The organism is Streptomyces sp. NPDC097619 (assembly GCF_040302735.1).
GTDB lineage: Bacteria > Actinomycetota > Actinomycetes > Streptomycetales > Streptomycetaceae > Streptomyces.
This window is the reverse complement of the sequence record NZ_JBEOSD010000014.1, coordinates 17,099-37,465: the sequence shown is the minus strand read 5'-3', so window position 1 is coordinate 37,465 and position 20,367 is coordinate 17,099. Positions and strand designations below refer to the sequence as shown.

At 75.3% G+C, this 20,367-nt stretch carries 19 protein-coding genes; 9 read left to right on the top strand and 10 right to left on the bottom strand.

Features of this window, described 5'->3' with window-relative positions:
- The first annotated feature begins 1 nt into the window (after position 1).
- The 6 genes from ABTZ17_RS06315 to ABTZ17_RS06290 all read left to right on the top strand — a co-directional run bounded on the left by ABTZ17_RS06315 (position 2) and on the right by ABTZ17_RS06290 (position 8,011).
- Positions 2–1,279 carry an ATP-grasp domain-containing protein gene (locus ABTZ17_RS06315; protein WP_352194339.1) on the top strand — a complete coding sequence of 426 codons (1,278 nt, stop codon included), beginning with the start codon at positions 2–4 and terminating at the stop codon, positions 1,277–1,279.
- Positions 1,276–2,625, top strand: a complete 1,350-nt coding sequence (locus ABTZ17_RS06310) for an MFS transporter (protein WP_352194338.1) — start codon at positions 1,276–1,278, stop codon at positions 2,623–2,625. The genes ABTZ17_RS06315 and ABTZ17_RS06310 overlap by 4 nt, the downstream gene beginning before the upstream one ends.
- A gap of 175 nt (positions 2,626–2,800) precedes the next feature.
- Positions 2,801–3,586: a thioesterase II family protein gene (locus tag ABTZ17_RS06305; protein ID WP_352194337.1), complete on the top strand. Its 786-nt coding sequence runs from the start codon at positions 2,801–2,803 to the stop codon at positions 3,584–3,586.
- A 328-nt stretch (positions 3,587–3,914) separates the two neighbouring features.
- Positions 3,915–5,411, top strand: a complete 1,497-nt coding sequence (locus tag ABTZ17_RS06300; RefSeq protein ID WP_352194374.1) for an FUSC family protein — start codon at positions 3,915–3,917, stop codon at positions 5,409–5,411.
- Positions 5,412–5,635: 224 nt separating this feature from the next.
- The gene (locus tag ABTZ17_RS06295; RefSeq protein WP_352194336.1) at positions 5,636–6,787 is read left to right on the top strand and encodes a nitric oxide synthase oxygenase; all 1,152 of its coding nucleotides are present in this window, start codon (positions 5,636–5,638) and stop codon (positions 6,785–6,787) included.
- A 129-nt stretch (positions 6,788–6,916) separates the two neighbouring features.
- A complete protein-coding gene (locus ABTZ17_RS06290; protein WP_502994608.1) occupies positions 6,917–8,011 on the top strand; it encodes a lactonase family protein in 1,095 nt (364 codons plus the stop codon).
- A gap of 94 nt (positions 8,012–8,105) precedes the next feature.
- Here ABTZ17_RS06290 and ABTZ17_RS06285 read toward each other — a convergent pair whose 3' ends face one another.
- The 4 genes from ABTZ17_RS06285 to ABTZ17_RS06270 all read right to left on the bottom strand — a co-directional run bounded on the left by ABTZ17_RS06285 (position 8,106) and on the right by ABTZ17_RS06270 (position 12,200).
- Complete coding sequence (locus ABTZ17_RS06285; protein ID WP_352194335.1) at positions 8,106–9,032, bottom strand: sirohydrochlorin chelatase; 927 nt, start codon at positions 9,030–9,032, stop codon at positions 8,106–8,108.
- A gap of 130 nt (positions 9,033–9,162) precedes the next feature.
- Positions 9,163–9,849 (bottom strand): uracil-DNA glycosylase, encoded by a 687-nt coding sequence (locus tag ABTZ17_RS06280; RefSeq protein ID WP_352194334.1) that lies wholly within the window; start codon positions 9,847–9,849, stop codon positions 9,163–9,165.
- 9 nt (positions 9,850–9,858) lie between these two features.
- Positions 9,859–10,947: a WD40/YVTN/BNR-like repeat-containing protein gene (locus ABTZ17_RS06275; RefSeq protein ID WP_352194333.1), complete on the bottom strand. Its 1,089-nt coding sequence runs from the start codon at positions 10,945–10,947 to the stop codon at positions 9,859–9,861.
- Between the two features lie 176 nt (positions 10,948–11,123).
- Complete coding sequence (locus ABTZ17_RS06270) at positions 11,124–12,200, bottom strand: NADH:flavin oxidoreductase/NADH oxidase (protein WP_352194332.1); 1,077 nt, start codon at positions 12,198–12,200, stop codon at positions 11,124–11,126.
- Between the two features lie 226 nt (positions 12,201–12,426).
- On the opposite strand from ABTZ17_RS06270, the gene ABTZ17_RS06265 reads away from it, so the two are divergent.
- Positions 12,427–12,774, top strand: a complete 348-nt coding sequence (locus ABTZ17_RS06265; RefSeq protein ID WP_352194331.1) for an ArsR/SmtB family transcription factor — start codon at positions 12,427–12,429, stop codon at positions 12,772–12,774.
- Positions 12,775–12,801: 27 nt separating this feature from the next.
- Here ABTZ17_RS06265 and ABTZ17_RS06260 read toward each other — a convergent pair whose 3' ends face one another.
- Positions 12,802–14,148, bottom strand: a complete 1,347-nt coding sequence (locus ABTZ17_RS06260; RefSeq protein ID WP_352194330.1) for an FAD-dependent oxidoreductase — start codon at positions 14,146–14,148, stop codon at positions 12,802–12,804.
- A 53-nt stretch (positions 14,149–14,201) separates the two neighbouring features.
- The gene (locus ABTZ17_RS06255; protein ID WP_352194329.1) at positions 14,202–14,894 is read right to left on the bottom strand and encodes a DUF305 domain-containing protein; all 693 of its coding nucleotides are present in this window, start codon (positions 14,892–14,894) and stop codon (positions 14,202–14,204) included.
- A gap of 112 nt (positions 14,895–15,006) precedes the next feature.
- Here ABTZ17_RS06255 and ABTZ17_RS06250 point away from each other — a divergent pair, with 112 nt between their 5' ends.
- The gene (locus ABTZ17_RS06250) at positions 15,007–16,491 is read left to right on the top strand and encodes an LVIVD repeat-containing protein (RefSeq protein WP_352194328.1); all 1,485 of its coding nucleotides are present in this window, start codon (positions 15,007–15,009) and stop codon (positions 16,489–16,491) included.
- Here ABTZ17_RS06250 and ABTZ17_RS06245 read toward each other — a convergent pair.
- The 4 genes from ABTZ17_RS06245 to ABTZ17_RS06230 all read right to left on the bottom strand — a co-directional run bounded on the left by ABTZ17_RS06245 (position 16,482) and on the right by ABTZ17_RS06230 (position 19,656).
- On the bottom strand, positions 16,482–17,141 hold the full coding sequence (locus ABTZ17_RS06245; protein ID WP_352194327.1) for a TetR/AcrR family transcriptional regulator: 660 nt from the start codon (positions 17,139–17,141) through the stop codon (positions 16,482–16,484). The two genes, ABTZ17_RS06250 and ABTZ17_RS06245, sit on opposite strands and share 10 nt — an antisense overlap.
- A 175-nt stretch (positions 17,142–17,316) precedes the next feature.
- Positions 17,317–17,982: a phosphatase PAP2 family protein gene (locus tag ABTZ17_RS06240; protein WP_352194326.1), complete on the bottom strand. Its 666-nt coding sequence runs from the start codon at positions 17,980–17,982 to the stop codon at positions 17,317–17,319.
- 28 nt (positions 17,983–18,010) lie between these two features.
- Complete coding sequence (locus tag ABTZ17_RS06235; RefSeq protein ID WP_352194325.1) at positions 18,011–18,946, bottom strand: M56 family metallopeptidase; 936 nt, start codon at positions 18,944–18,946, stop codon at positions 18,011–18,013.
- Positions 18,947–19,047: 101 nt separating this feature from the next.
- Positions 19,048–19,656: a DUF5134 domain-containing protein gene (locus ABTZ17_RS06230; protein ID WP_352194324.1), complete on the bottom strand. Its 609-nt coding sequence runs from the start codon at positions 19,654–19,656 to the stop codon at positions 19,048–19,050.
- Between the two features lie 142 nt (positions 19,657–19,798).
- On the opposite strand from ABTZ17_RS06230, the gene ABTZ17_RS06225 reads away from it, so the two are divergent.
- Positions 19,799–20,341 (top strand): GNAT family N-acetyltransferase, encoded by a 543-nt coding sequence (locus ABTZ17_RS06225; RefSeq protein ID WP_352194323.1) that lies wholly within the window; start codon positions 19,799–19,801, stop codon positions 20,339–20,341.
- The last annotated feature ends 26 nt before the right edge of the window (positions 20,342–20,367 follow it).

Sequence of the window (20,367 nt, the reverse complement as noted above, 5' to 3'; positions counted from 1 at the left end):
CATGCACATCGAACTCCCCGCCGGCCGGGTGGTCATGGTCGGGTTCGGCAAACTGCTGCTGAACCAGATGGAGCAGTTCCTGCCCGCGAACAGCGTCGTGGTGGTCGAGGACCCCGACATCATCGTCAAGCGCGAGGTACACGCGGCCGCCGCGGAACTGGACTGCGTGGACTCCGTCGTCGCCGCCCCCTACCACCAGGACCTCGCCCTGGTGGCCGCCGTCGAGGAGCACCTGGCGGGCGGGCCCGTCGCCCTCGTCATCGCCGGACTGGAGTACGGCGTGCACGGCGCGGCCGTCCTCGCCGAACGCTTCGGCCGCCCCGGAGCCGGCACCGCCGCCTCCGCCGCGCTCACGGACAAGCTGCGGTTGCGCGCCGCCGCCCAGGCCGCCGGGCTGCGCAACCCCGAGTGGACCGAGGTCCACGGCCCCGAGGACGTGGCGAAGTTCGCCGCGGGCGGGCCGGTCGTCCTCAAGCCCGCCAACCGCCACGCCTCCCTGGGCGTGCAGCTCCTCGAACCCGGCGACGACCTCGCCGCGGCCTGGGAGCTCACCGTGGGCGCCCGCGACGACCTGATGCTCCCCGACCGCGAGCTGGACTGGCGCTACCTGGCCGAACGCCGCCTGTACGGCCACGAGTACAGCGTCGAGGCCCTGGTCCGCGACGGACGGGTGGAGTTCCTCAACGTCACCGACAAGCTCACCGCGGGCGGCCGCTACCCGGTGGAACTCGGCCACGTGGTGCCCGCCGCGATACCCGCGGAGGTCCAGGAGCGGTTCGCGGCGGAGACCGCCCGCTTCGTGGCCGCCATCGGCTACGGCACCGGCATCCTGCACGCCGAGTGGATGCTCGGCGAGGACGGCCCCGTCCTCATCGAGTGCGCCGGCCGCGTCCCCGGCGACTCCATCACCTTCCTCCTCGACGCCGCCTACGGCGGCAACGTCATCCGCACCCTGGTGGAGTTGCTGGCGGGCGGCAGCCCCCGCCTGCCCGGCCCCGCCCCGCTGGCCGCCGCGATCCGCTTCCTGTCCGCGCCCGCCGGCACGGTCGTCGAGGTCACCGGCCTGGACGAGGTGGAACGCACCGCGGGCGTGCTGCGCGCCGGCGTCACCGTCGGCCCCGGCGACCGGGTCGCCGAGCTCCGCTCCTCCTGGGACCGGGTCGGTGAGGTCCTGGTCGTCGCCGCCGGACCGGAGGCCGCCCTGGCCGCCGCCGAGGAGGCCGCCGCCACCCTCCGCATCCACACCGACGGGACCGACGCGAAGGACGGGCAGCGATGAGCGACACCCCCGACACCTCCGGTGCCCCCGAATCCACCGACACCGCCGGAACGCCCGGGACCGGCGGCGGCCCCGCCGGTCGGCTGCGCGCCGCCCTGCTGGGCCCCGCCACCGCCGAGGGCGGCGTCGCCTTCCTTTCCATCGGCCTGATCGACGCCATCGGCACCGGCCTCTACCTGGCGGGTTCGGCGCTCTTCTTCACCACGATCGTCGGGCTCAGCGCGGCCCAGGTCGGCATCGGCCTCTCCGTGGCGGGCGTCCTCGGCCTGGCCGCCCAGCCGGTGATCGGCTGGCTCGCCGACCGCTGGACCCCGCGCACCCTCCTGATCATCCTCAACCTCTACCGGGCCGTCGGCTTCGTCGCGTACGTCTTCGCCGACGACTTCCTCAGCTTCGTGCTGATCGCCGCCTTCCTCGGCGTGGGCGAACAGGCCGTCTTCCCGATCTACCAGGCCCTGGCCGAGGAGATGGCGGGCGCCGAGGGCCGGGTCGCGATGATGGCCCGCATGCGGGTGGTCTTCAACGTGGGCTTCACCCTCGGCGGGCTCCTCGCCAGCATCGCCATCGCCGTGGGCACCCGCACCGCCTTCAGCCTGATCGTCCTCGGCAACGCCGCCTCCTTCGTGCTGGCCGCGGTGCTCCTCGGCCGCATCCGCCTGCGCCACCGCACCGAACCCCCGGCGGCGAAGACCAAGAAGCCCGGCCTCAAGCTGGTGGCCCTGCGCGACACCCGCTACGTGGCCGTGGCCGCCTCCAACGGCGTGCTCGTCCTGCACATGGCCCTCCTCGGCATCGGCGTCCCGCTCTGGGTGAGCGAGCACACCGACGCCCCCAAGGCCCTGGTCGGCCTCCTCCTGGTGGTCAACACGATCCTCGCCGTCGCCTTCCAGGTGCACGCCTCCAAGGGCACCGACACCGTGGCCGGCAGCGTCAAGGCCATGCACAAGGCGGCCCTCGCCCTGATCGCCGCCTCCGCCCTCTTCGCGGTCGCCGGAGCGGACCTGCCGGTCGCCGCGGTCGTCGCCCTGCTCGTGCTCGGCCTCGTGCTGCTCACCGCGGGGGAGCTGTACCAGTCCGCCGGCGGCTGGGGCCTCTCGTACGCCCTGGCACCGGACCGGTCCCGCGCCGAGTACCTGGCCACGTTCAACCTGGGCACCAGCGCCCAGTTCGTCCTCGGCCCCACGATCGTCACCGTCGGGGTGATCGGACACGGCACCACCGGCTGGGCGGTGCTCGCCGGGGCCTTCCTGCTCGCCGGTGCCGCCGTCGGACCGCTGGCCCGCGCCGCCGAGAAGCGGCCCGCCCTGCACACCGACGAAGCGGCCGCCCCGGTCACCGCCGCCTGACCCGCCCGCGACGGACCCGCGCGACGGACCCCGCGGCGGCCCGGTGCTCCACCCGGCCGCCGCACCCGTCGCGGCGCCCGCGCACCGAACACCGCACCGATCGCGGCACGGGACACGACACCGGACGCGACACCGGACGCCCGGCCACGGACGCCCCGGCCACGGACGAGGAGACATGCAGCAGCACCCCCACGGCGGCCCCGCCGCCCCCACCGCGGGCCGCGCCCTGCGCCGCCCCGAACCCCGGCCGGCGGCCGCCCTCCGGCTGGTCTGCCTGCCGCACGCGGGCGGCTCCCACAGCCTCTACCAGGAGTGGGCCGCCCTGCTCCCGCCCGAGGTGGAGCTGATCGCGGCCTGCCCGCCCGGGCGCCTGGACCGGATCGACGACCCCTGGCCCGCCGGCATCCCGGAGCTGGCCGCCGGATTCGCCGACGCCCTCGCCCCGTGGCTGGACCGGCCCTGGGCGGTGTTCGGCCACAGCATGGGCGCCCTCACCGGCTTCGAGCTGGCCCTGCGCGTCCGCCGGCTCGGCCTGCCCGCCCCGGTCCGGCTGTTCGCCTCCGCCTGCCCCGCCCCGCAGTTCTTCGGCGGCCGGTCGGGCCGCGGCCCGCGGACCGACGAGGAGCTGTGCGCCGAACTGAAGGAGCTCGGCGGCATCGACCCCGCCCTCCTCGACCTGCCCGAGCTGCGCGAGCTGGTCCTGCCCGTGGTCCGCGGCGACTACGAGCTCCTCGACCGCTACCGTCCCGAGCCCGGCTCCCTGCTGCCCTGCCCGGTCGGCGTGCTCACCGGCCGGGAGGACACCGGGGTGTCCGCGGCCGCCGCCGAGGGCTGGGCCGCCTGGACCGCCGGACCGAGCGAGGTCACCACCTTCCCCGGCGGCCACTTCTACCTCGACGGGCAGGCCGACCGGGTGCTCGCGCAGGTCCTGCGCGGACTCCCCCTCCCGCACCCCGCCTGAGGGCACGCCCGCCGCGGGACGCGCGGGGGAGCGGACCCCGCGCGGCGCCCGATGCCCGGGCGGCCGGGCCGATGGTCGCCCCGCGGCCCGCTCCCACCCCTCCACGCTGGGCCAATGGCCCACCGCCGGCCCGCGCGGTTGAGCCACCGGCCCGCCCCGTGGTTATCCTTGTGATAACCACGTACTTTCGGCACCGCGCGGGCCGGACGGCAACGAAGCCGTTCCCGGAGCGCGGTGCCTTCGCCGTGTCCGGCCGCCGCCCACCACCCCCGGGCGGCCCGGTGCGGCGAGCACCACCGCAAGGGGGGCGGCGCACGCCGTGAAGAGGATGTTCAGCGCTCCGGATCCGGGGCTCCTCAGACTCAGGAACTCGCTCCGCGCCGTTCTCGGCGTCGGCCTCGCGGTGGCCGTGGCCGAACTGGCCGGGCTCTCCCTGACGGCCTCGATCACCGGCGGCCTCGCCGCCCTCCTGGCCCTCTTCACCGTGCTGGACCCCAGCGTCCGCCGGCAGGCCGTCACCACCGCCCTGCTGCCCGCCGCCGGCTTCCCGGTCCTGGCCCTGGCCACCCTGCTGCACGGGGTCACCGCCGCCCGCGACGCCGCCTTCCTCGCCGTGGTCTTCTGCGGCGTCTACGCCCGCCGCTGGGGGCCCCGCGGGCACGCCCTGGGCATCTTCGGCTTCATGATGTTCTTCGTCACCCAGTTCCTGCACGCGGTCCCCGGCCAGCTGCCGGAGCTGTACGCGGCGGTCGGCCTGGCCCTGCTCGCGGCGGGCGCGGTCCGCTTCCTGCTGTGGCCCATCGAACGCCGCACCCCGCCCGCCCCCGCCCCGCCCGCCCTGCCCGGCACCGGTCTGGCCCGCCCCACCACCCGGCAGGCCGTCCAGGCCACCCTGGCCTGTGCGGCGGCCCTCGCCGTGGGCCAGGCGCTCAGCGACGACCGCTGGTACTGGGCCGTCGGGACCACCTGGTGGGTGTTCGTCAACACCGTCTCCCGGGGCGAGACCCTGGTCCGCGGCTTCCGCCGGGTGCTCGGCACGATCATCGGCATCGGCGCCGGCCTGCTCGTGGCGCTGCCGCTGCAGGGGGCGCCGGCCCCCACGGCCGTCCTCGTCGCGGTCTGCGTGTTCGGGATCTTCTACACGGCGGCCCCCTCCTACTCCTGGATGATGTTCTTCGTCACCGTGATGGCGGGGCTGCTCTACGGGCTCCTCGGCGTCCTCGACGCCCCGCTGCTGCTGCTCCGCCTCGCCGAGACCGGCGTCGGAGCCGTCAGCGCGGCCCTGGCCGTGGTCCTGGTGCTCCCCGTGACCACCCACGCCACCAACGACGCCCTCATCCAACGCGCCCTGCACCGGGTGCACGCCGCCACCGCCGACGCCGCGGCCCGCCTGGCCGGGGACCCGGCGGCCGACCCGGCCCCGCACGCCGCCGCCCTGGAACTGCTGCTCGCCCGGGTGCGGATGGCCCTCGCCCCGTTGGTGCACCCGCTGAGCCCGTTCCGCGCCCGCAAGGTCCGCGCCCGGCAGGTGCTCGCCCTGCTGGACGACTGCGCCCGCGAGGTCCGCGGCCTGGTCTCCGTCGCCGCCGACCCGCTGGCCTCCCACGACGCCCGGCTCGCCGCCGCGTGCTGGCGCGTCGAGGCCGCCGTCGAGGCCCTCACCGCCGGGGAGCGCGGCCTCGCCCCCGCCGGTGCCGATCCGGCCCCGCAGGGCGCGGCCCCCGGGGTCCCGGCCCTGGTCCACCTGCACGGCCTGGAGAAAGCCCTCGCGGAGATCGCCGCGCCCCTGCACGCCGACCCGCGCAGCAAGCTCGTCACGGCCTGACCGACCCGGCCCCCGCCCGGGACCGCAGGTCCGCTCCCGCCTGCCCCTTTACCTCATTTTCGGTTCCGGCGGGCGGGTTCGGTCGTTTCCCTGCGGAGCTCCCCCCGGTGGGCTCGATCATGGTCCACGGGCCTCAGCCGTCCGGGCGGGACACCCGTGCCCGCCCGGTCCGGGCATGGAGAACGGGTCCTTGTTCACAGGACGGGCAAGGGGGTACCGACGGCATGGAAGCACTGCGGCGGCGGCCGACGGCCGCGCGGATCTGGGCCGAGGCCGAGGAGTTCATCCGACTGCACCACCGCGAGAACCCGGACGCCGGTGACGTCGAGGCCCGCCTCTCCGACGTCCGCGACGAGATATGCGTGCTCGGGACCTACCGGCACACCCCCGAGGAGCTGACCCACGGGGCCCGGGTGGCCTGGCGCAACAGCAACCGCTGCATCGGCCGGCTGTACTGGAACGCCCTGCGCGTCCGCGACCTGCGCGGCCTCACCGGCGCCGACGAGATCGCCGCCGCCTGCGCCGACCACCTCCGCGAGGCCGGCAACGGTGGTCGGATCCGCCCCACCATCACCGTCTTCGCCCCCGACATCCCCGGCCGCCCCGGCCCCGTGATCTGGAACGAACAGCTCATCCGCTACGCCGGGTACGGCCGGCGCGGCGGCCGCCGGATCGGGGACCCCCGCAACGAGTCCTTCACCGCCGCCGTCCGCGAACTGGGCTGGCCCGGCGGCCCCGGCACCCCCTTCGACGTGCTCCCCCTGGTGGTCCAGGGTTGCGACGACAAACCCCGCTGGTTCGAGCTGCCCGACGACGCCGTCCTGGAAGTCCCCATCGAACACCCCGAGGGCGACCGCTGGGCCGACTGGGGCCTCCGCTGGCACGCCGTCCCCGCCATCTCCGGCATGACCCTGGAGATCGGCGGGGTCCGCTACCCGGCCGCCCCGTTCAACGGCTGGTACATGGGCACCGAGATCGGCGCCCGCAACCTCGCCGACACCGACCGCTACGACCTGCTCCCCGAGGTCGCCCGCCGCCTCGACCTCGACACCTCCAACGACCGCTCGCTCTGGAAGGACCGCGCCCTGGTCGAGCTGAACCGGGCCGTGCTGGACTCCTTCGACCGGGCCGGGGTCACCATGACCGACCACCACACCGAGGCCCGCCGCTTCATGGCCCACCTGGAACGCGAACGCCGGCACGGCCGCGAGGTCGGCGCCGACTGGGCCTGGATCGTCCCGCCCATGTCCGGATCCGTCACCCCCGTCTTCCACCGCACCTACGACACCACCGAACACAGCCCCTCCTACCTCCACGACCCCCGCGCCGCAGCCCGCGCCCGCGGCGAGGGCATGCGCCCCGCCGAAGCCGCCTGACCGGCCCACCGGCGGGACCGCGCCCCGCCCCGAAGCGCGGCGGGGCGCTCACCGGGCATTGGTCTAGTCCTGCTACCGTCGGCGCACACGGAACCGGCACACCGGCCGGGACGAGAGGGGGAGTTCCGCGTGCGCGCGCACAGCACCGACCGCCACCACGGCGACCACACCGACCCGGGCGACGCCCCGTCGCACGCCTACATCGGCTCCTTCACCTCCGCCGGCGGCCACGGCATCACCACCGCCACGGCCGACCCGGACACCGGGGCCCTCACCGCGCTCGCCACCACCGGCAGCCTGCCCGACCCCTCCTACCTGGCCCTCGACCCCGACGGCGGCCCCCTCTACGCGGTCAGCGAGACCGCCCGGGGCGCCGCCGCGGCCTTCGCCCGCACCCCGGAGGGCCTGCGCCCCCTCGGACCGACCACCCCCGTCGGCGGCGACGGCCCCACCCACCTCTCCGTGGCCGGTCCCTGGCTGCTCACCGCCCACTACGCCTCCGGAGGCGTCTCCACCCTGCCCCGCGCCGCCGACGGCTCCCTCGGCGGCCCGCCCCGGGTCCTCGACCACCACGGCTCCGGCCCCGACCCCGACCGGCAGAAGGGCCCGCACGCCCACCAGATCCTGCCCTCCCCGGACGGCCGCTGGGTGCTCAGCGTCGACCTCGGCACCGACTCCCTGTGGATCGCCGCCCTCGACCCCGGGGACGGCACCCTCACCCCGCACTCCGAGACCGCCCTGCGCCCCGGCACCGGCCCCCGGCACCTGGCCTTCCACCCCGGCGGGCGGCTGCTGTACGTCCTGCACGAGCTGGAGCCCGTCCTCACCGTCTGCCACTGGGACCCCGCCACCGGCACCGCCGTCCCCGCGACGGAGGTCCGGGTCGCCGACCACGGCCCCGACGGTGCCCGCGCCTACCCCTCCGCCCTGGTCGCCGACCCCGCCGGCCGCTTCCTCTGGGCCGCCGTCCGCGGTACCGACACCCTGGTCGTCCTCGCCCTGGACCCCGCGGGCACCGACCCGCGCCCGACCGCGACCGTCGACTGCGGCGGCACCTGGCCCCGGGACCTGGCCCTGGACCCCGCCGGGCGGCGCCTGTACGCGGCGAACGAGCGCTCCGGCGACGTCACGTGGTTCGCGATCGACCCCGCCGACGGCCGCCCGGTCCGCTCCGGCTCCCTGGCCCTGCCCGCCCCCACCTGCGTGGTCCTCGCCCGCCCCTGACCGGCCGGCGCCGGGCCCGCGCGCCCGGCGGAACGCGACGGGGCCCGCCTCCCCTGAGGGAAGCGGGCCCCGTGGTGCGAAGGGGTCCCCGGGATCAGCGCACGCCCGCGGGCTGCGGAATCCCCAGGGCCTCGGCGTACTTGGCCACGGCCAGCTTGCCGACGGCCGGGTAGGCGCCCAGCGACTCGGCGGTGGCGCAGTCCGCCTCCTTGCAGGCGGTGTCCAGCAGCCCCTCGGCCGCCTCCGGACCGACCACGTAGGGCGCCAGGGCCAGCTGCTGGGCGCCCGCCCCGCGCAGCTGCTCGGCGACGGACGCCACCGAACCCTCCTCGTCCAGCGCGGCCGCCATCACCGGTACCGCCAGCCGAGCCGCGAGCAGCATCCCGGTGATCCCGGCGGTCTGCACCGCCTCGGCCCCGCCGACCGTGCCCAGGATGATGCCGTCCGCCGCGGTGGCCACGGTGAACAGGCGCGCGCGGTCCGCGCGGGCCAGCCCGGCCTCGGAGAGCCGCACGTGCAGGGCCTCCGCCAGCAGCGGGTGCGGGCCGAGCACGTCGGCCAGCTCGACCGCCGCGGAGCTCTCCATCAGAGCCTGCCGGATCCGGCGCAGCAGGTCACCGTCGGGACCGGCCAGCAGCGGCACCACGACGGCGTCGGGACCCTGAGGCGCGGGGACCTCCAGCCCGGCGGCGCGGGCGAACTCGGCCCGCGCGGTGCGCTCGGCGGCGACCGCCCCGAGCACCTCGGACAGGGCCGGGAACTCCGCGGGGGTCCCCTCGGAAGCGGCGGCGCCCTCCAGGTAGCCGATCCGGGCGTCCAGGCCCGGCAGCTCGGAACGGGCGATGCTCAGGGTCTCCTCCGCGAGCGAACGGGAGGCGGCCGACGGGACCCCGGGCACGGCCAGGACGAGCGCGGGGGCGCCCTCGGGCGCCACGGCGGGCTCGGGGCGGCGGTGCCGTCCGGTCTGGCGGGGTCGCGGCATTCGTACAGGCAGGCCGGCGGGCCCAGTGGGGGAGCTCATGGCGCCGCATGCTACTGGTTTTCCCGGACCGGCTGTTCGGGCAGGGGTCACCCGGGCGGCATCTGTCCGTATTTATCCGTTGAATGTCAGATAAAGCGCCGGTCAGGAGGGCGGGCCCGCGGACGGGACCTCAGTTCATCGGCGGAAGGGCCCAGTCCACCGGCTCGGCCCCCTGGCGGACCAGGAGGTCGTTGGTCCGGCTGAACGGCTTCGACCCGAAGAAGCCGCGGTCCGCGGACATGGGGGAGGGGTGCGCGGACTCCACCGCCGGCAGCTGCCCCAGGAGCGGGCGCAGGTTCCGGGCGTCCCGGCCCCACAGCACCGAGACCAGGGGCTTGCCGCGCGCGGCGAGGGCGCGGATGGCCTGCTCCGTGACGGCTTCCCAGCCCTTGCCCCGGTGACCGGCGGTCTTCCGGGGCGCGGTGGTCAGGGCGCGGTTGAGGAGCAGCACGCCCTGCCGGGTCCACGGGGTGAGGTCGCCGTTGGCGGGGCGCGGCACGCCCAGGTCGGCGTACAGCTCCCGGTAGATGTTCTCCAGGCTGCCGGGGATCGGCCGCACCTCGGGGGCGACGGAGAAGGAGAGGCCCATCGCGTGCCCTGGGGTCGGGTAGGGGTCCTGGCCCACGATGAGGACCTTCACCTCGTCGAAGGGCTGTTGGAAGGCGCGCAGGACGTGCGCTCCGGCCGGGAGGTAGGTGCGTCCGGCGGCGATCTCCTGCCGGAGGAAGTCCCCCATGGCGGCGATCTGCCCCGCCACCGGTTCCAGCGCCCGGGCCCAGCCCGCTTCCACGATGTCGTTCAAGGGTCGTGCTGCCACCCCGTCACTCTAGTGGCCGATCACGGCGGCTCGCACGCAGAGGACGTCGGGCAGGTGGGAGGCGAGGAGCCGCCAGGTGTCGCCGTCGTCGTCGCTGCCGTACACCTCGCCGTTGCGGTTGCCGAAGTAGACGCCCGCCGGGTCGTCGTCGTCGGTGCACAGGGCGTCGCGCAGCACGGTGCCGAAGTGTTCGCCGGAGGGCAGTCCGCTGGACAGCGGTTCCCAGGCGGCGCCCGCGTCGCGGGTGCGGAAGACCCGGCAGCGGCGTTCGGCGGGGACGCGGTCGGAGTCGGCGTTGAGGGGGAACACGTAGGCGGTGTCGGGGCGGTGGGGGTGCGCGGCCACCGCGAAGCCGAAGTCGGAGGGGAGTCCGGAGCCGATGTCGGTCCAGCGGGCGCCGGCGTCGTCGCTGCGGTAGACGCCCCAGTGGTTCTGGAGGTAGAGGCGGTCCGCGTCCCCGGCGTCCTGGGCGATCTTGTGGACGCACTGGCCGAACTCCGGGTCGGGGTCGGGGAGGAAGACGGCGGAGACCCCGGAGTTGGACGGGTCCCAGCTGGCCCCGCCGTCGCGGCTGCGGAAGACCCCGGCGGTGGAGACGGCGACGGTGACCAGGTCGGGGTCGGTGGGGTCAGTGATCACGGTGTGCACGGCCTCACCGCCGCCGCCGGGCTCCCAGCGGGACCGGGTGGGGTGCTCCCACAGCGGCCGGACCAGGGTGAAGCTCTCCCCGCGGTCCTCGGACCGGAACAGGGCGGCCGGTTCGGTGCCCGCGTAGACCACGTCGGGGGCGGCCGGTCCGGCGGGGTGCAGCTGCCAGACCCGTTCCAGGGAGGTGCCGGTGTCGGCGGGGAACTTCACCGGGGGCGCGGTCGGTTCGGTCCAGGTGGCGCCGAGGTCGTCGGAGTGGAAGACGGACGGCCCCCAGTGCGCGCTGTCCCCGGAGACGAGCAGCCGGGTCCGCGGGCCGCGGCGGTCGATGGCGACGGCGTAGACCGCCTGGGCGTTGAAGTGGGGTTCCCCGAACTCCCAGCGGCCGCCGGTGCGGCGGCCGAGGAACAGCCCCTTGCGGGTGCCCACGGTGAGCAGTACGTCGGCCATGGCCGGACCTCCGGACCTCGTCGTCCCGCCGTGGTGCCCCTGCGGGGCCCGTGTGCCACGGCTCCTGTTCCCACTGTGCACCCGGGCACCGACAACGGCCGTCCGGCCGCGCCGGGCGCGGGGCGTCGGGAGGTCGTCGTCGGTGCCGGAGGGGGTCCGTCGGGGGACGGCCGGGGTCAGGCCCGCTGGTAGGGGCCGGGGACGCGGATCTCGCCGCCGAGGTCGCGGGCGGCGCGGCGGGCCCAGTGCGGGTCGCGCAGCAGCTCGCGGCCCAGCAGGACGGCGTCGGCCTCGCCGTCGGCGAGGATCTTCTCGGCCTGGACGGGGTCGGTGATCAGGCCGACGGCGGCCACCGGCAGGTCCGTCTCGCGGCGGACCCGGGCGGCGAAGGGCACCTGGTAGCCGGGTCCGACAGGGATGGTGACGCCCGGGGCGTTGCCGCCGGTGGAGACGTCCAGGAGGTCCACTCCGTGGGCGTGGAGGAGGGCGGCGAGGCGGACGGTGTCCTCGGCGGTCCAGCCGTCCTGATCGAGCCAGTCGGTGGCCGAGACGCGGAAGAAGAGGGGCAGCTCCTCGGGCCAGACCGCGCGGACGGCGTCGGTGACCTCCAGGGCGAAGCGGACCCGGTTCTCGAAGGAGCCGCCGTAGGCGTCGGTGCGCCGGTTGCTGTGGGGCGAGAGGAACTCGCCGATGAGGTAGCCGTGGGCGCCGTGGATCTCGACGGCCTGGAAGCCCGCGTCGAGGGCGCGCCGGGCGGCGGCGGCGAAGTCGGTGGTGATCCGGTGGATCTCGTCCACGGTCAGTTCGGTGGGGACGGGGTGGCCCTCGGCGAAGGGCAGCGGGCTGGGGGCGACCGGCTGCCAGCCGTGTTCCTCGGGGCCGATCGGCCGGCCGCCGTGCCACGGCCGTTCGGTGCTCGCCTTCCGGCCGGCGTGACCGAGCTGGATCGCCGGAACGGTGCCCTGTTCGGTGAGGAAGGCGGTGATGCGGCGCAGGGACTCGGTCTGGGTGTCGTTCCACAGGCCGAGGTCGTAGGGGGAGATCCGGCCCTCGGGGGAGACGGCGGTGGCCTCGACCACGATCAGCCCGGTGCCGCCGGCGGCACGGGCGGCGTAGTGGGCGAAGTGCCAGTCCGTGGCGGCGCCGGTGCCGGGGCCGGTGGGGGCCGCGGAGTACTGGCACATCGGGGGCATCCAGACCCGGTTGGGGGCGGTGACGGAGCGGAGGGTGTAGGGCTCGAACAGGGCGCTCATGGGTACTCCGTGGTCTCGTACGGCGACGGGCGCGGCCGGTGGGCGGGCAGGGGGCCGCCGCCGGCGCTGAACCGGTGGACGGCTAAGTTCGAGAGTCATCGTACTACGAGAATCATCGAAGTACGAAAGGTCTCGTACAATGGTGGCGCGGGTCGGCGCGGCCCGGGCCCGCCCGGGAGCCCCGGTGCGGCAGAGTGACCCGCGGGTCCCGAACGATGGAGGCGAAGTGACCGAGCGGCAGCAGGATTCCCGCGCGCTCGCGCACCCCGACGCGGACGGGATCCGCCTCGAAGGCGTCCTGCACGCCCTCTCCGACCCGGTGCGCCTGAACATCGTGCGCACCCTGGCGGCCGACGGCGCCGAAATGGCCTGCTCCGCCTTCGCGTTGCCGGTGTCGAAGTCGACCACCACCCACCACTTCCGCGTGCTGCGCGAGAGCGGGGTGATCCGTCAGGTCTACCGGGGCACGGCGAAGCTCAACCTGGTGCGCCGTACCGAGCTGGACGCCCTCTTTCCCGGCCTCCTCGACGCCGTCCTCGCGGCCGCCGAGGCGGAGGCGGGCCGCAGGCCCTGAACGGGTGCGGCCTCCGGGGCGCGCGGGTCAGCGGCCGCCGGCCGCCGTCAGCAGCCCCGACCAGTCCGGGATCTTCACCGAGCGGCGGCCCAGGGAGCGGCCCAGCTCCGCCTCGGCCCGCTCGATGGACAACCAGCCCCGCCACTCCACCGGCCGCAGTCCCGCGGCCCGCAGCTCCGTCAGCGGGTCGGCGGGCCGCGGGCGGGACACCAGTCGGGCCGCGTCCGCGAGCAGCGAGCCCACCGTCTCCTTCGCGCACGGCCGGTTGGTGCCGATCACGCCGGTCGGGCCGCGCTTGATCCACCCGGCCACGTACTCGCCCTCGGCGGGCACGCCCTCGCGCAGGATCCGCCCGGCGGCGTGCGGGACGGTACAGGTCCGCGGGTCGAAGGGGAGCCCCGGCAGGGCCACGCCCTCGTACCCGATGGAGCGGAGCACCAGCTGAGCCGGGACCTCCTCGAAGACGCCGGTGCCGGTGACCCCGCCGCGGCCGTCCGGAACGGTCCGTTCGAAGCGCACGCCCGTGGCCCTGCCGTCCCGCCCCAGGACCTCCACCGGGCGCAGGTAGAAGCGCAGGCCGATCCGGCGCAGGGCCGGGCCGCCGGGCGCTCCGGCCCAGCCCCGCAGCACCTCGACGTTGCGGCGGACCGGGCCGGGCAGCGGGGCCGAGGGGTCGGCGTAGGCCGGGTCCAGGGCCAGTTCCTCCGGGCGCACCACGGTGGCCACCCCCGACAGCCCGCCCAGCTCGCGCAGCTCCTTGGTGGTGAACTTGGCCTGGGAGGGGCCGCGGCGGGCCACCATGTGCACCTCGCGGACCCCGCTGGCGGTCAGCGCGCCGAGCGCGGTCTGCGGGATGTCGGTGGGCAGCAGGTCCGCGACCCCGCGGGCCAGGATCCGGGCCACGTCCACGGCGACGTTGCCCGCGCCGATCACCACCGCCGAGCCGACGGCGTCCAGCCCGAACCGCTCCTCGGCCGCGTCCGGGTGCGCGCTGTACCAGGAGACGAAGTCGGTGGCGGAGCGCACCCCGGCCAGTTCCTCCCCGGGGATGCCCAGGCGCCGGTCGCGGGCCGCGCCCACGCAGTACACCACCGCGTGGTACAGCTCCAGCAGCCGGTGGGCGGGCAGCTCCGGTCCGCCCGCCTCCACGTGGCCCAGGAAGCGGATCCGCTCGTCCTCCAGGACCGTGCGCAGATTGCCCTGGAGGGACTTGATCTTCTCGTGGTCGGGGGCCACCCCGTACCGCACGAGACCGAACGGGCAGGGCAGCCGGTCGAGCACGTCCACCCGCACGGGGACCTCGCGCTGCTGCGCGAGGTGCTGGGCGGTGTAGACCCCGCTCGGGCCCGAACCGACGACGGCCACACGAAGCACGGTGGTGCTCCTTCCGCAGGGTGACCCCAGGATGCCACCGGGCGCGGGGCCCGTCAGCCCATCGCGCGCATCCGGTGGATCTCGGCCGTCTGCTGGGCGATCACGTCCGTGGCCATCTCCTCCACGGCCACGTTGTTGCCCTGGGCGAGGGCCTCGCCGGCCATGGTCACCGCGCCGGAGTGGTGGGCGATCATGAGCTCCAGGAAGAGCCGGTCGAAGGCCGCCCCGCGGGCCGCGCGCAGCCGGTCGAGCTGCGCGGCGGAGGCCATGCCCGGCATCCCGGCGTGGTCGTGCCCGCCCGCCCCGTGCCCCGGCCCGGTGCCGCCGGGGTGGGCCGACAGCCAGCCCTCCATGGCGCCGATCTCCGGCTGCTGGGCGGCGGTGATCCGCTCGGCGAGTCGCTTGACCGGTTCGGAGGCGGCGCGGGTCGGCGCCAGGGCCGACATGGTCAGGGCCTGGCGGTGGTGCTCGATCATCCGCTCCGCGTAGGCGTGGTCGGCGGCGTTGGGGGAGTCGTCGGGCAGTTCCTTCGCCGCTTCCTCGGGGGTGAGGGTGCGGGCGGGCTCGCCGGGCTTGCCGGGGGCCACCACGCGTGGTCCGGCGGTGCCGGTCGGGCCCGAGGCCCGCTCCTCACCGCCCTCCTGACAGCCGGTCAGGACCAGGGCGAGCAGGGTGGCGGACAGTACGCCCGCCCGCCGGTGACGCTTCGGCAACACGTCCTCCTCGGGTAATCGACGGGGCACCATCCGACCAGACCGGCGGTGAAATCTCTATGCCATGTCCATGGCGAGGGACCATACTTCCGTGGGTCATGGCTTCGTGTTCCGCTCCCACGGGGGCGGACTTCTGGAGGGAACAGTGACTTCGTTGCACACCACCCGCGTGCGGCGCAGAGGCCTGGGGGCGGTCGTGGCGGCGGCCGGACTCCTCGCCGCCTTGTTCACCGCGGCACCCGCGTCCGCGACGCCCGACCCGGGCGACGCCCCGGTCACCGGATCGGTGAGCCGGGAGGCCCGGGACGCGGCCCGCGCCGCGGTGGCCGCCGGGGACATCCCCGGACAGGACCAGATCGTCCACAGTCCGAACCTGCGTCATCTGACGAACGTGCCCAAGGGCGCCCTCAAGGGCGTCAACTCGGACCTGGCCTTCCAGGGCCGGTACGCCTACGCGGGCAACTACGACGGCTTCGTCATCTACGACATCAGCCGACCCAGTGCCCCCAAGGTGGTCTCGGAGGTGCTCTGCCCCGGCGGGCAGAACGACATCTCCGTCTCCGGCGACCTGCTCTTCCTGTCCACGGACTCCTCGCGCAGCGACAACTCCTGCAACAGCACCTCGCAGCCCGCCACGGAGAAGTCCTCGTGGGAGGGCATCAAGGTCTTCGACATCAGCGACAAGCGCAACCCGAAGTACGTGGCCGCGGTCGAGACCGCCTGCGGTTCGCACACCCACACCCTGGTCCCCGGCGACCGGGACATCTACCTCTACGTCTCCTCCTACTCGCCCAGCGAGGCCTTCCCCGACTGCCAGCCGCCGCACGACGGCATCTCCGTGGTGAAGGTGCCGCGCAAGCACCCCGAGCGGTCCGCGCTGGTCGGCTTCCCGGTGCTCTTCCCCGACGGCGGCAACCCGGGCGCGCCCACCAACCCGGGCGTCTCCAAGACCACGGGCTGCCACGACATCACCGTCTTCCCCTCCAAGAAGATCGCCGCGGGCGCCTGCATGGGCGACGGCATCATCTTCGACATCAGCCGTCCCGAGAAGCCCCGCGTGATCGACCGGGTGCAGGACAACGTCAACTTCGCCTTCTGGCACTCGGCCACCTTCAACGAGCGCGGTGACAAGGTCGTCTTCACCGACGAGCTCGGCGGCGGCGTCGGCGCCACCTGCAACGCCGCCACCGGCCCGACCCGAGGGGCGGACGGCATCTACGACCTGAAGGGCCGCGGCGACCACCGCAAGCTGGTCTTCCGCAGCTACTTCAAGATCGACCGCCACCAGGCCGACACCGAGAACTGCGTGGCCCACAACGGCTCGCTGATCCCCGTCGGCGGCGGTCGCGACATCATGGTCCAGGCCTGGTACCAGGGCGGCGTCTCCGTCTGGGACTTCACCGACTCCACCAGGCCCAAGGAGATCGGCTACTTCGAGCGCGGCCCGCTCAGCACCGACACGCTGATCACCGGCGGGTCCTGGTCCGCGTACTACTACAACGGCCACATCTACTCGAACGACATCGCCAAGGGACTCGACGTCCTGAGGATCGACGACCGGCGCACCGACAGCGCGCGCTGGGTGTGGATGGACCGCCTGAACGTCCAGACGCAGCCCGACTACCGCTGAGGGCCCTGAGCCCCGTTCCCCCGCTCCACCGTGCCGCCGGGCGGTCCGCCGCCCGGCGGCACTCCCATGTCCCAGTCCAGCCCGTAGCGCTGGAACAGCTCCGCCCGCAGCCGCTCCACCGGCATCGGCGCCCCCGGCAACAGCACCGCGAACACCGCCCCCATCAACAGCGCCCGCAACAGGGGGTAGTCCGCCTCGACGTCGGCCGCCCCGTAGCGGCGGACCGTCTCCCGGAGCACCTCCGCCAGCCGCTGCTGCTCCGGGCAGCGCACGAAACCGTCGGCGGACAGGATCCCGGCCATGTGGGTCCGCATCAGCACCGGCCGTTCCACGGCCAGCCCCAGCACCGCGTCCACGGCCCGCGCCAGCTGCTCCCGGCCGGCCTCCGGGCCCTCCGGCAGCGGCTCCCGGGCCAGCGCGGCGGCCAACGTGAGGTGCATCAGGCGGTGCACCGCCGACTGCAGCAGCTGCCGCTTCCCCGGGAAGTAGTACGAGACCAGCCCCCGGGCCGCGCCGGCCCGGTCGGCGATGGCGCCGAGGGTCGTCGCGTCGTACCCGTGTTCGCCGACGAGCTCGACCGTGGCCTGCAGGAGCCGCTCCCGGGAACGTCTCCGCAATTCTTCATTGACCGATGCGCTGCGCGGGGACATGCTTACTCCTGCGTTGACTGGCTCCGAGCCAATATACTCAGCGCAGCGCGCCGGGGCCGGGCGACGCGGGGGATCGCCCGGCCCTGACGGCACGTTCCGGCCGTGCGCGGCCCGGAAAGCGGACGTGCCCGCCGCCACCGTCCCGAGCGGGACCGGCCGTTGCCGCGGCCGGCCCTCAGGACGGCCGCGGGGCCCGTGGCGGGCCCGGTTCCCGTTCGCCGGGGAACCGGGCGCAGAGGGCCAGCGCGCAGGAGGCCAGGGCGGCGCCCAGCAACCACCCGCCGAGCACGTCACTGCCCCAGTGCACCCCCAGGTAGAGCCGGGTGACACCGGCCCCCGCCACCGAGACGGCCGCGAGGGCCAGGGCCGCCGGCCCCGGCACCCGACCCGCCGCCCACAGCAGCAGCGCGCAGGCCACGATCGCCGTCATCGCGTGCCCCGAGGGGTAGGCGGCCAGCCGGGCCGAGTCCACCGGGTCCGGCCACACCGGACGCTCCCGCCCGACCAGGGCCTTCAGCCCGCCCTGCGCGGCCATGGCGACGACGAGCGCCCCCACGACGACCAGGGCCCGGCCGCGGGCCCCGCGCCACCACAGCCGGGCGGCCAGCAGCAGGCCGAGCAGGCGCATGGTCCACGGATCCCAGAACCAGTCCGTCAGCACCCGCGCGATCCGGGTGGGCAGCGGGTGGGCCACGGCGTGCCGGTGGAGTCCTTCCGCCAGGGCGCGGTCCGCGGCCAGGAGCGGCGACCACTCGACGGTCACCAGGACGGTGAGCAACGCGCCGACGGCGGCGCACGCCTGGCCCGTCCTGCGGTTCAGTGTTCCGTTGGGCACGTTCATGATCCTGGCATGCCCCGGATCCGGACGATTACGACAACGCGCTCAGACCCGGGACCAATGCCACCGCCACCGGCACCGCCGGTACCAGCAGGGCCGCGGCGGTCAGCAGCAGTCGCCTCCGCGCCGGCAGCCGGGCCGGGGCCGACAGCAACCGCCGAACCCGCTCGGGGACATGGGCCTGCGGGTGGGCGCACGGGCCGAAGGTGCCCCGGTCCTCGTTGAGGCCCACCAGGGCCAGCGCGATCGTCAGCCGCCCGTACCGGCGCGAGGCCGCGTCGTCGGCGGCCAGTTCCACCAGCCGGTGCATCTCCTCGCGGAACGCCTCGAAGACCGGCACCTGCGGGAAGCCGCCCGCCAGTGCCTCCGCGCAGTGCAGCAGCCAGTCGTGCCGGGCCGCCGCGTGCCCCTGCTCGTGCGCGAACACCGCGTCCAGCTGCCGCCCCTTGAGGCGCCGCAGCGCGGCCGTGGTCACCACCAGCTGGGGGGCCGGGCCCGAGAGCCACCAGGCACCGGCCCGCGGGGCCTCCAGCACCACCAGCCGCTCCCCGCCCGGCTCCTCACCGGGCAACAGGGGCGCCCGCTCGCGCAGTTCGGCGTGGCGCAGCCGCAGCCGCCGACGGGCCCGGGCCACCTCGCGGACCAGCATGGCCCCGCTCCAGACCCCGGCGGCGGCCAGGCCGAGGGCGGTCACCGTGGCCCAGGCGCCGCCCGGACCGAGGGCGTACGCCTCGACCACGCCGTGCGGGGCGGTGGCGAACAGCCGCCCTCGGACGGCCTCCCAGGCCGCCGCCGCGCTGAGCACCATCGACAGCGCGAAACTCAGCAGGACCGCGCCGACCACGCACTGCCACAGCCACAGCGCCACCACCGGTTCTCGTTCGGGCCACCGCGCCCGGGCGAGCAGCCGGGGAGCCACGAGAGCGGTCAGGACGCCGAGCAGCAGGAGGGCGGCGGGGACCATCATGAGCGGAAGCCTATGAGCGGCGCGCCGCCCGCCGGTACGGCGCGGGCCCCCAAGTGACCGAGGACACGTCACCTGGCCCGATCCCGGCTCCGGCGGCCCGCTCAGACCGTCAGCAGCATCGCGAACATGGCCAGGGCCATCGCCGGTCGGCAGGCCCGCACCAGCTCCGCCCCGACGCCGTCCCCCCTCCCCGCCCCGTCGGACGCCCCGCTCCCCGCCGGGACGCCGTTCCCGACGGTGGCCGGGAGCAGCAGCCGGCCCGCACGCAGGGCGTAGACGGCGTAATAGAGGAGCAGGGCTCCGGTGAGGAGCGGTACCCCCGAGGCCCCGGCCTGAGGTGCCCCGCCGATCCCGTGCCCACCCGTCCCGTGCCCGCCCGCCAGGGGCATGGCCGACACCATGTAGACCATGGCGAGGCTGCCCACCAGGTGGTGGGCGTGGTGCCCGCGGGAGCGAGGGGAACGGCCCGCGTGCCACAGGGCGTGCAGGGCCGCCCCGGAGCAGACCACGGCCAGCAGCGGACCCCGTTCCGCGGGGCCGGGCAGCGCGGCCGGCAGCGCCATCAGGGCCATGGCGAAGGCCATCACGGCCTCCCCGCCCGCGGCCGGGCCGTCCCGTCCGGGACCGCCGCGCGCCCGGGCCAGACAGGCCAGCCCGCTCACGGTGCACAGCACCACGAGCAGCCAGCCGGGAGTCGCGGGACCGTGCACGGCGGGACCTCCCCGTTCGACGGCGTCTCACCCAGGAATGCCCGCGCCACGCGCGCGTTAGGCTCGGTGCGCGCCCGCACCACCGCGCGCCCCACCCCCGCGCCCGCGTGCGCGGGGCCACCCGAACGGAGAACACCGCCCCATGGAGACCCGTACCCAGGACGGCCTGACCTTCCGGACCGCCGCCGACGCCGACGTACCGGAGCTGGTCCGGCTCGTGGAGTCGGCGTACCGCGGTGACGCGAGCCGGGCCGGCTGGACCACCGAGGCCGATTTCCTGGAGGGGCAGCGCACCGACGAGAAGGGCGTCCGGGAGGTCATCGAGACCCCGGACAGCGTGCTGCTCGTCGTGGAGCGCGAGGGCGAGCTCGTGGCCTGCTGCCAGCTCCAGCACCGCGGGGACCACGCCTACTTCGGGATGTTCGCCGTCCGCCCGGTCCTGCAGGGCGCGGGCCTCGGCAAGGTGATCATCGCCGAGGCCGAGCGCCGGGTCCGGGAGCTGTGGGGCGCCCGGGAGATGCGCATGACCGTGGTGAACGTGCGCGCCGAGCTGATCGCCTGGTACGAGCGGCGCGGCTACCGACTGACCGGTGAGACCAGCCCCTTCCCGTACGGGCAGGAGCGGTTCGGCGTCCCGCTCCGCGACGACCTGGCCTTCGTGCTGCTGGTCAAGGACCTGGACTGAGCCCCTGGGCCCGACCGGATCGAGGG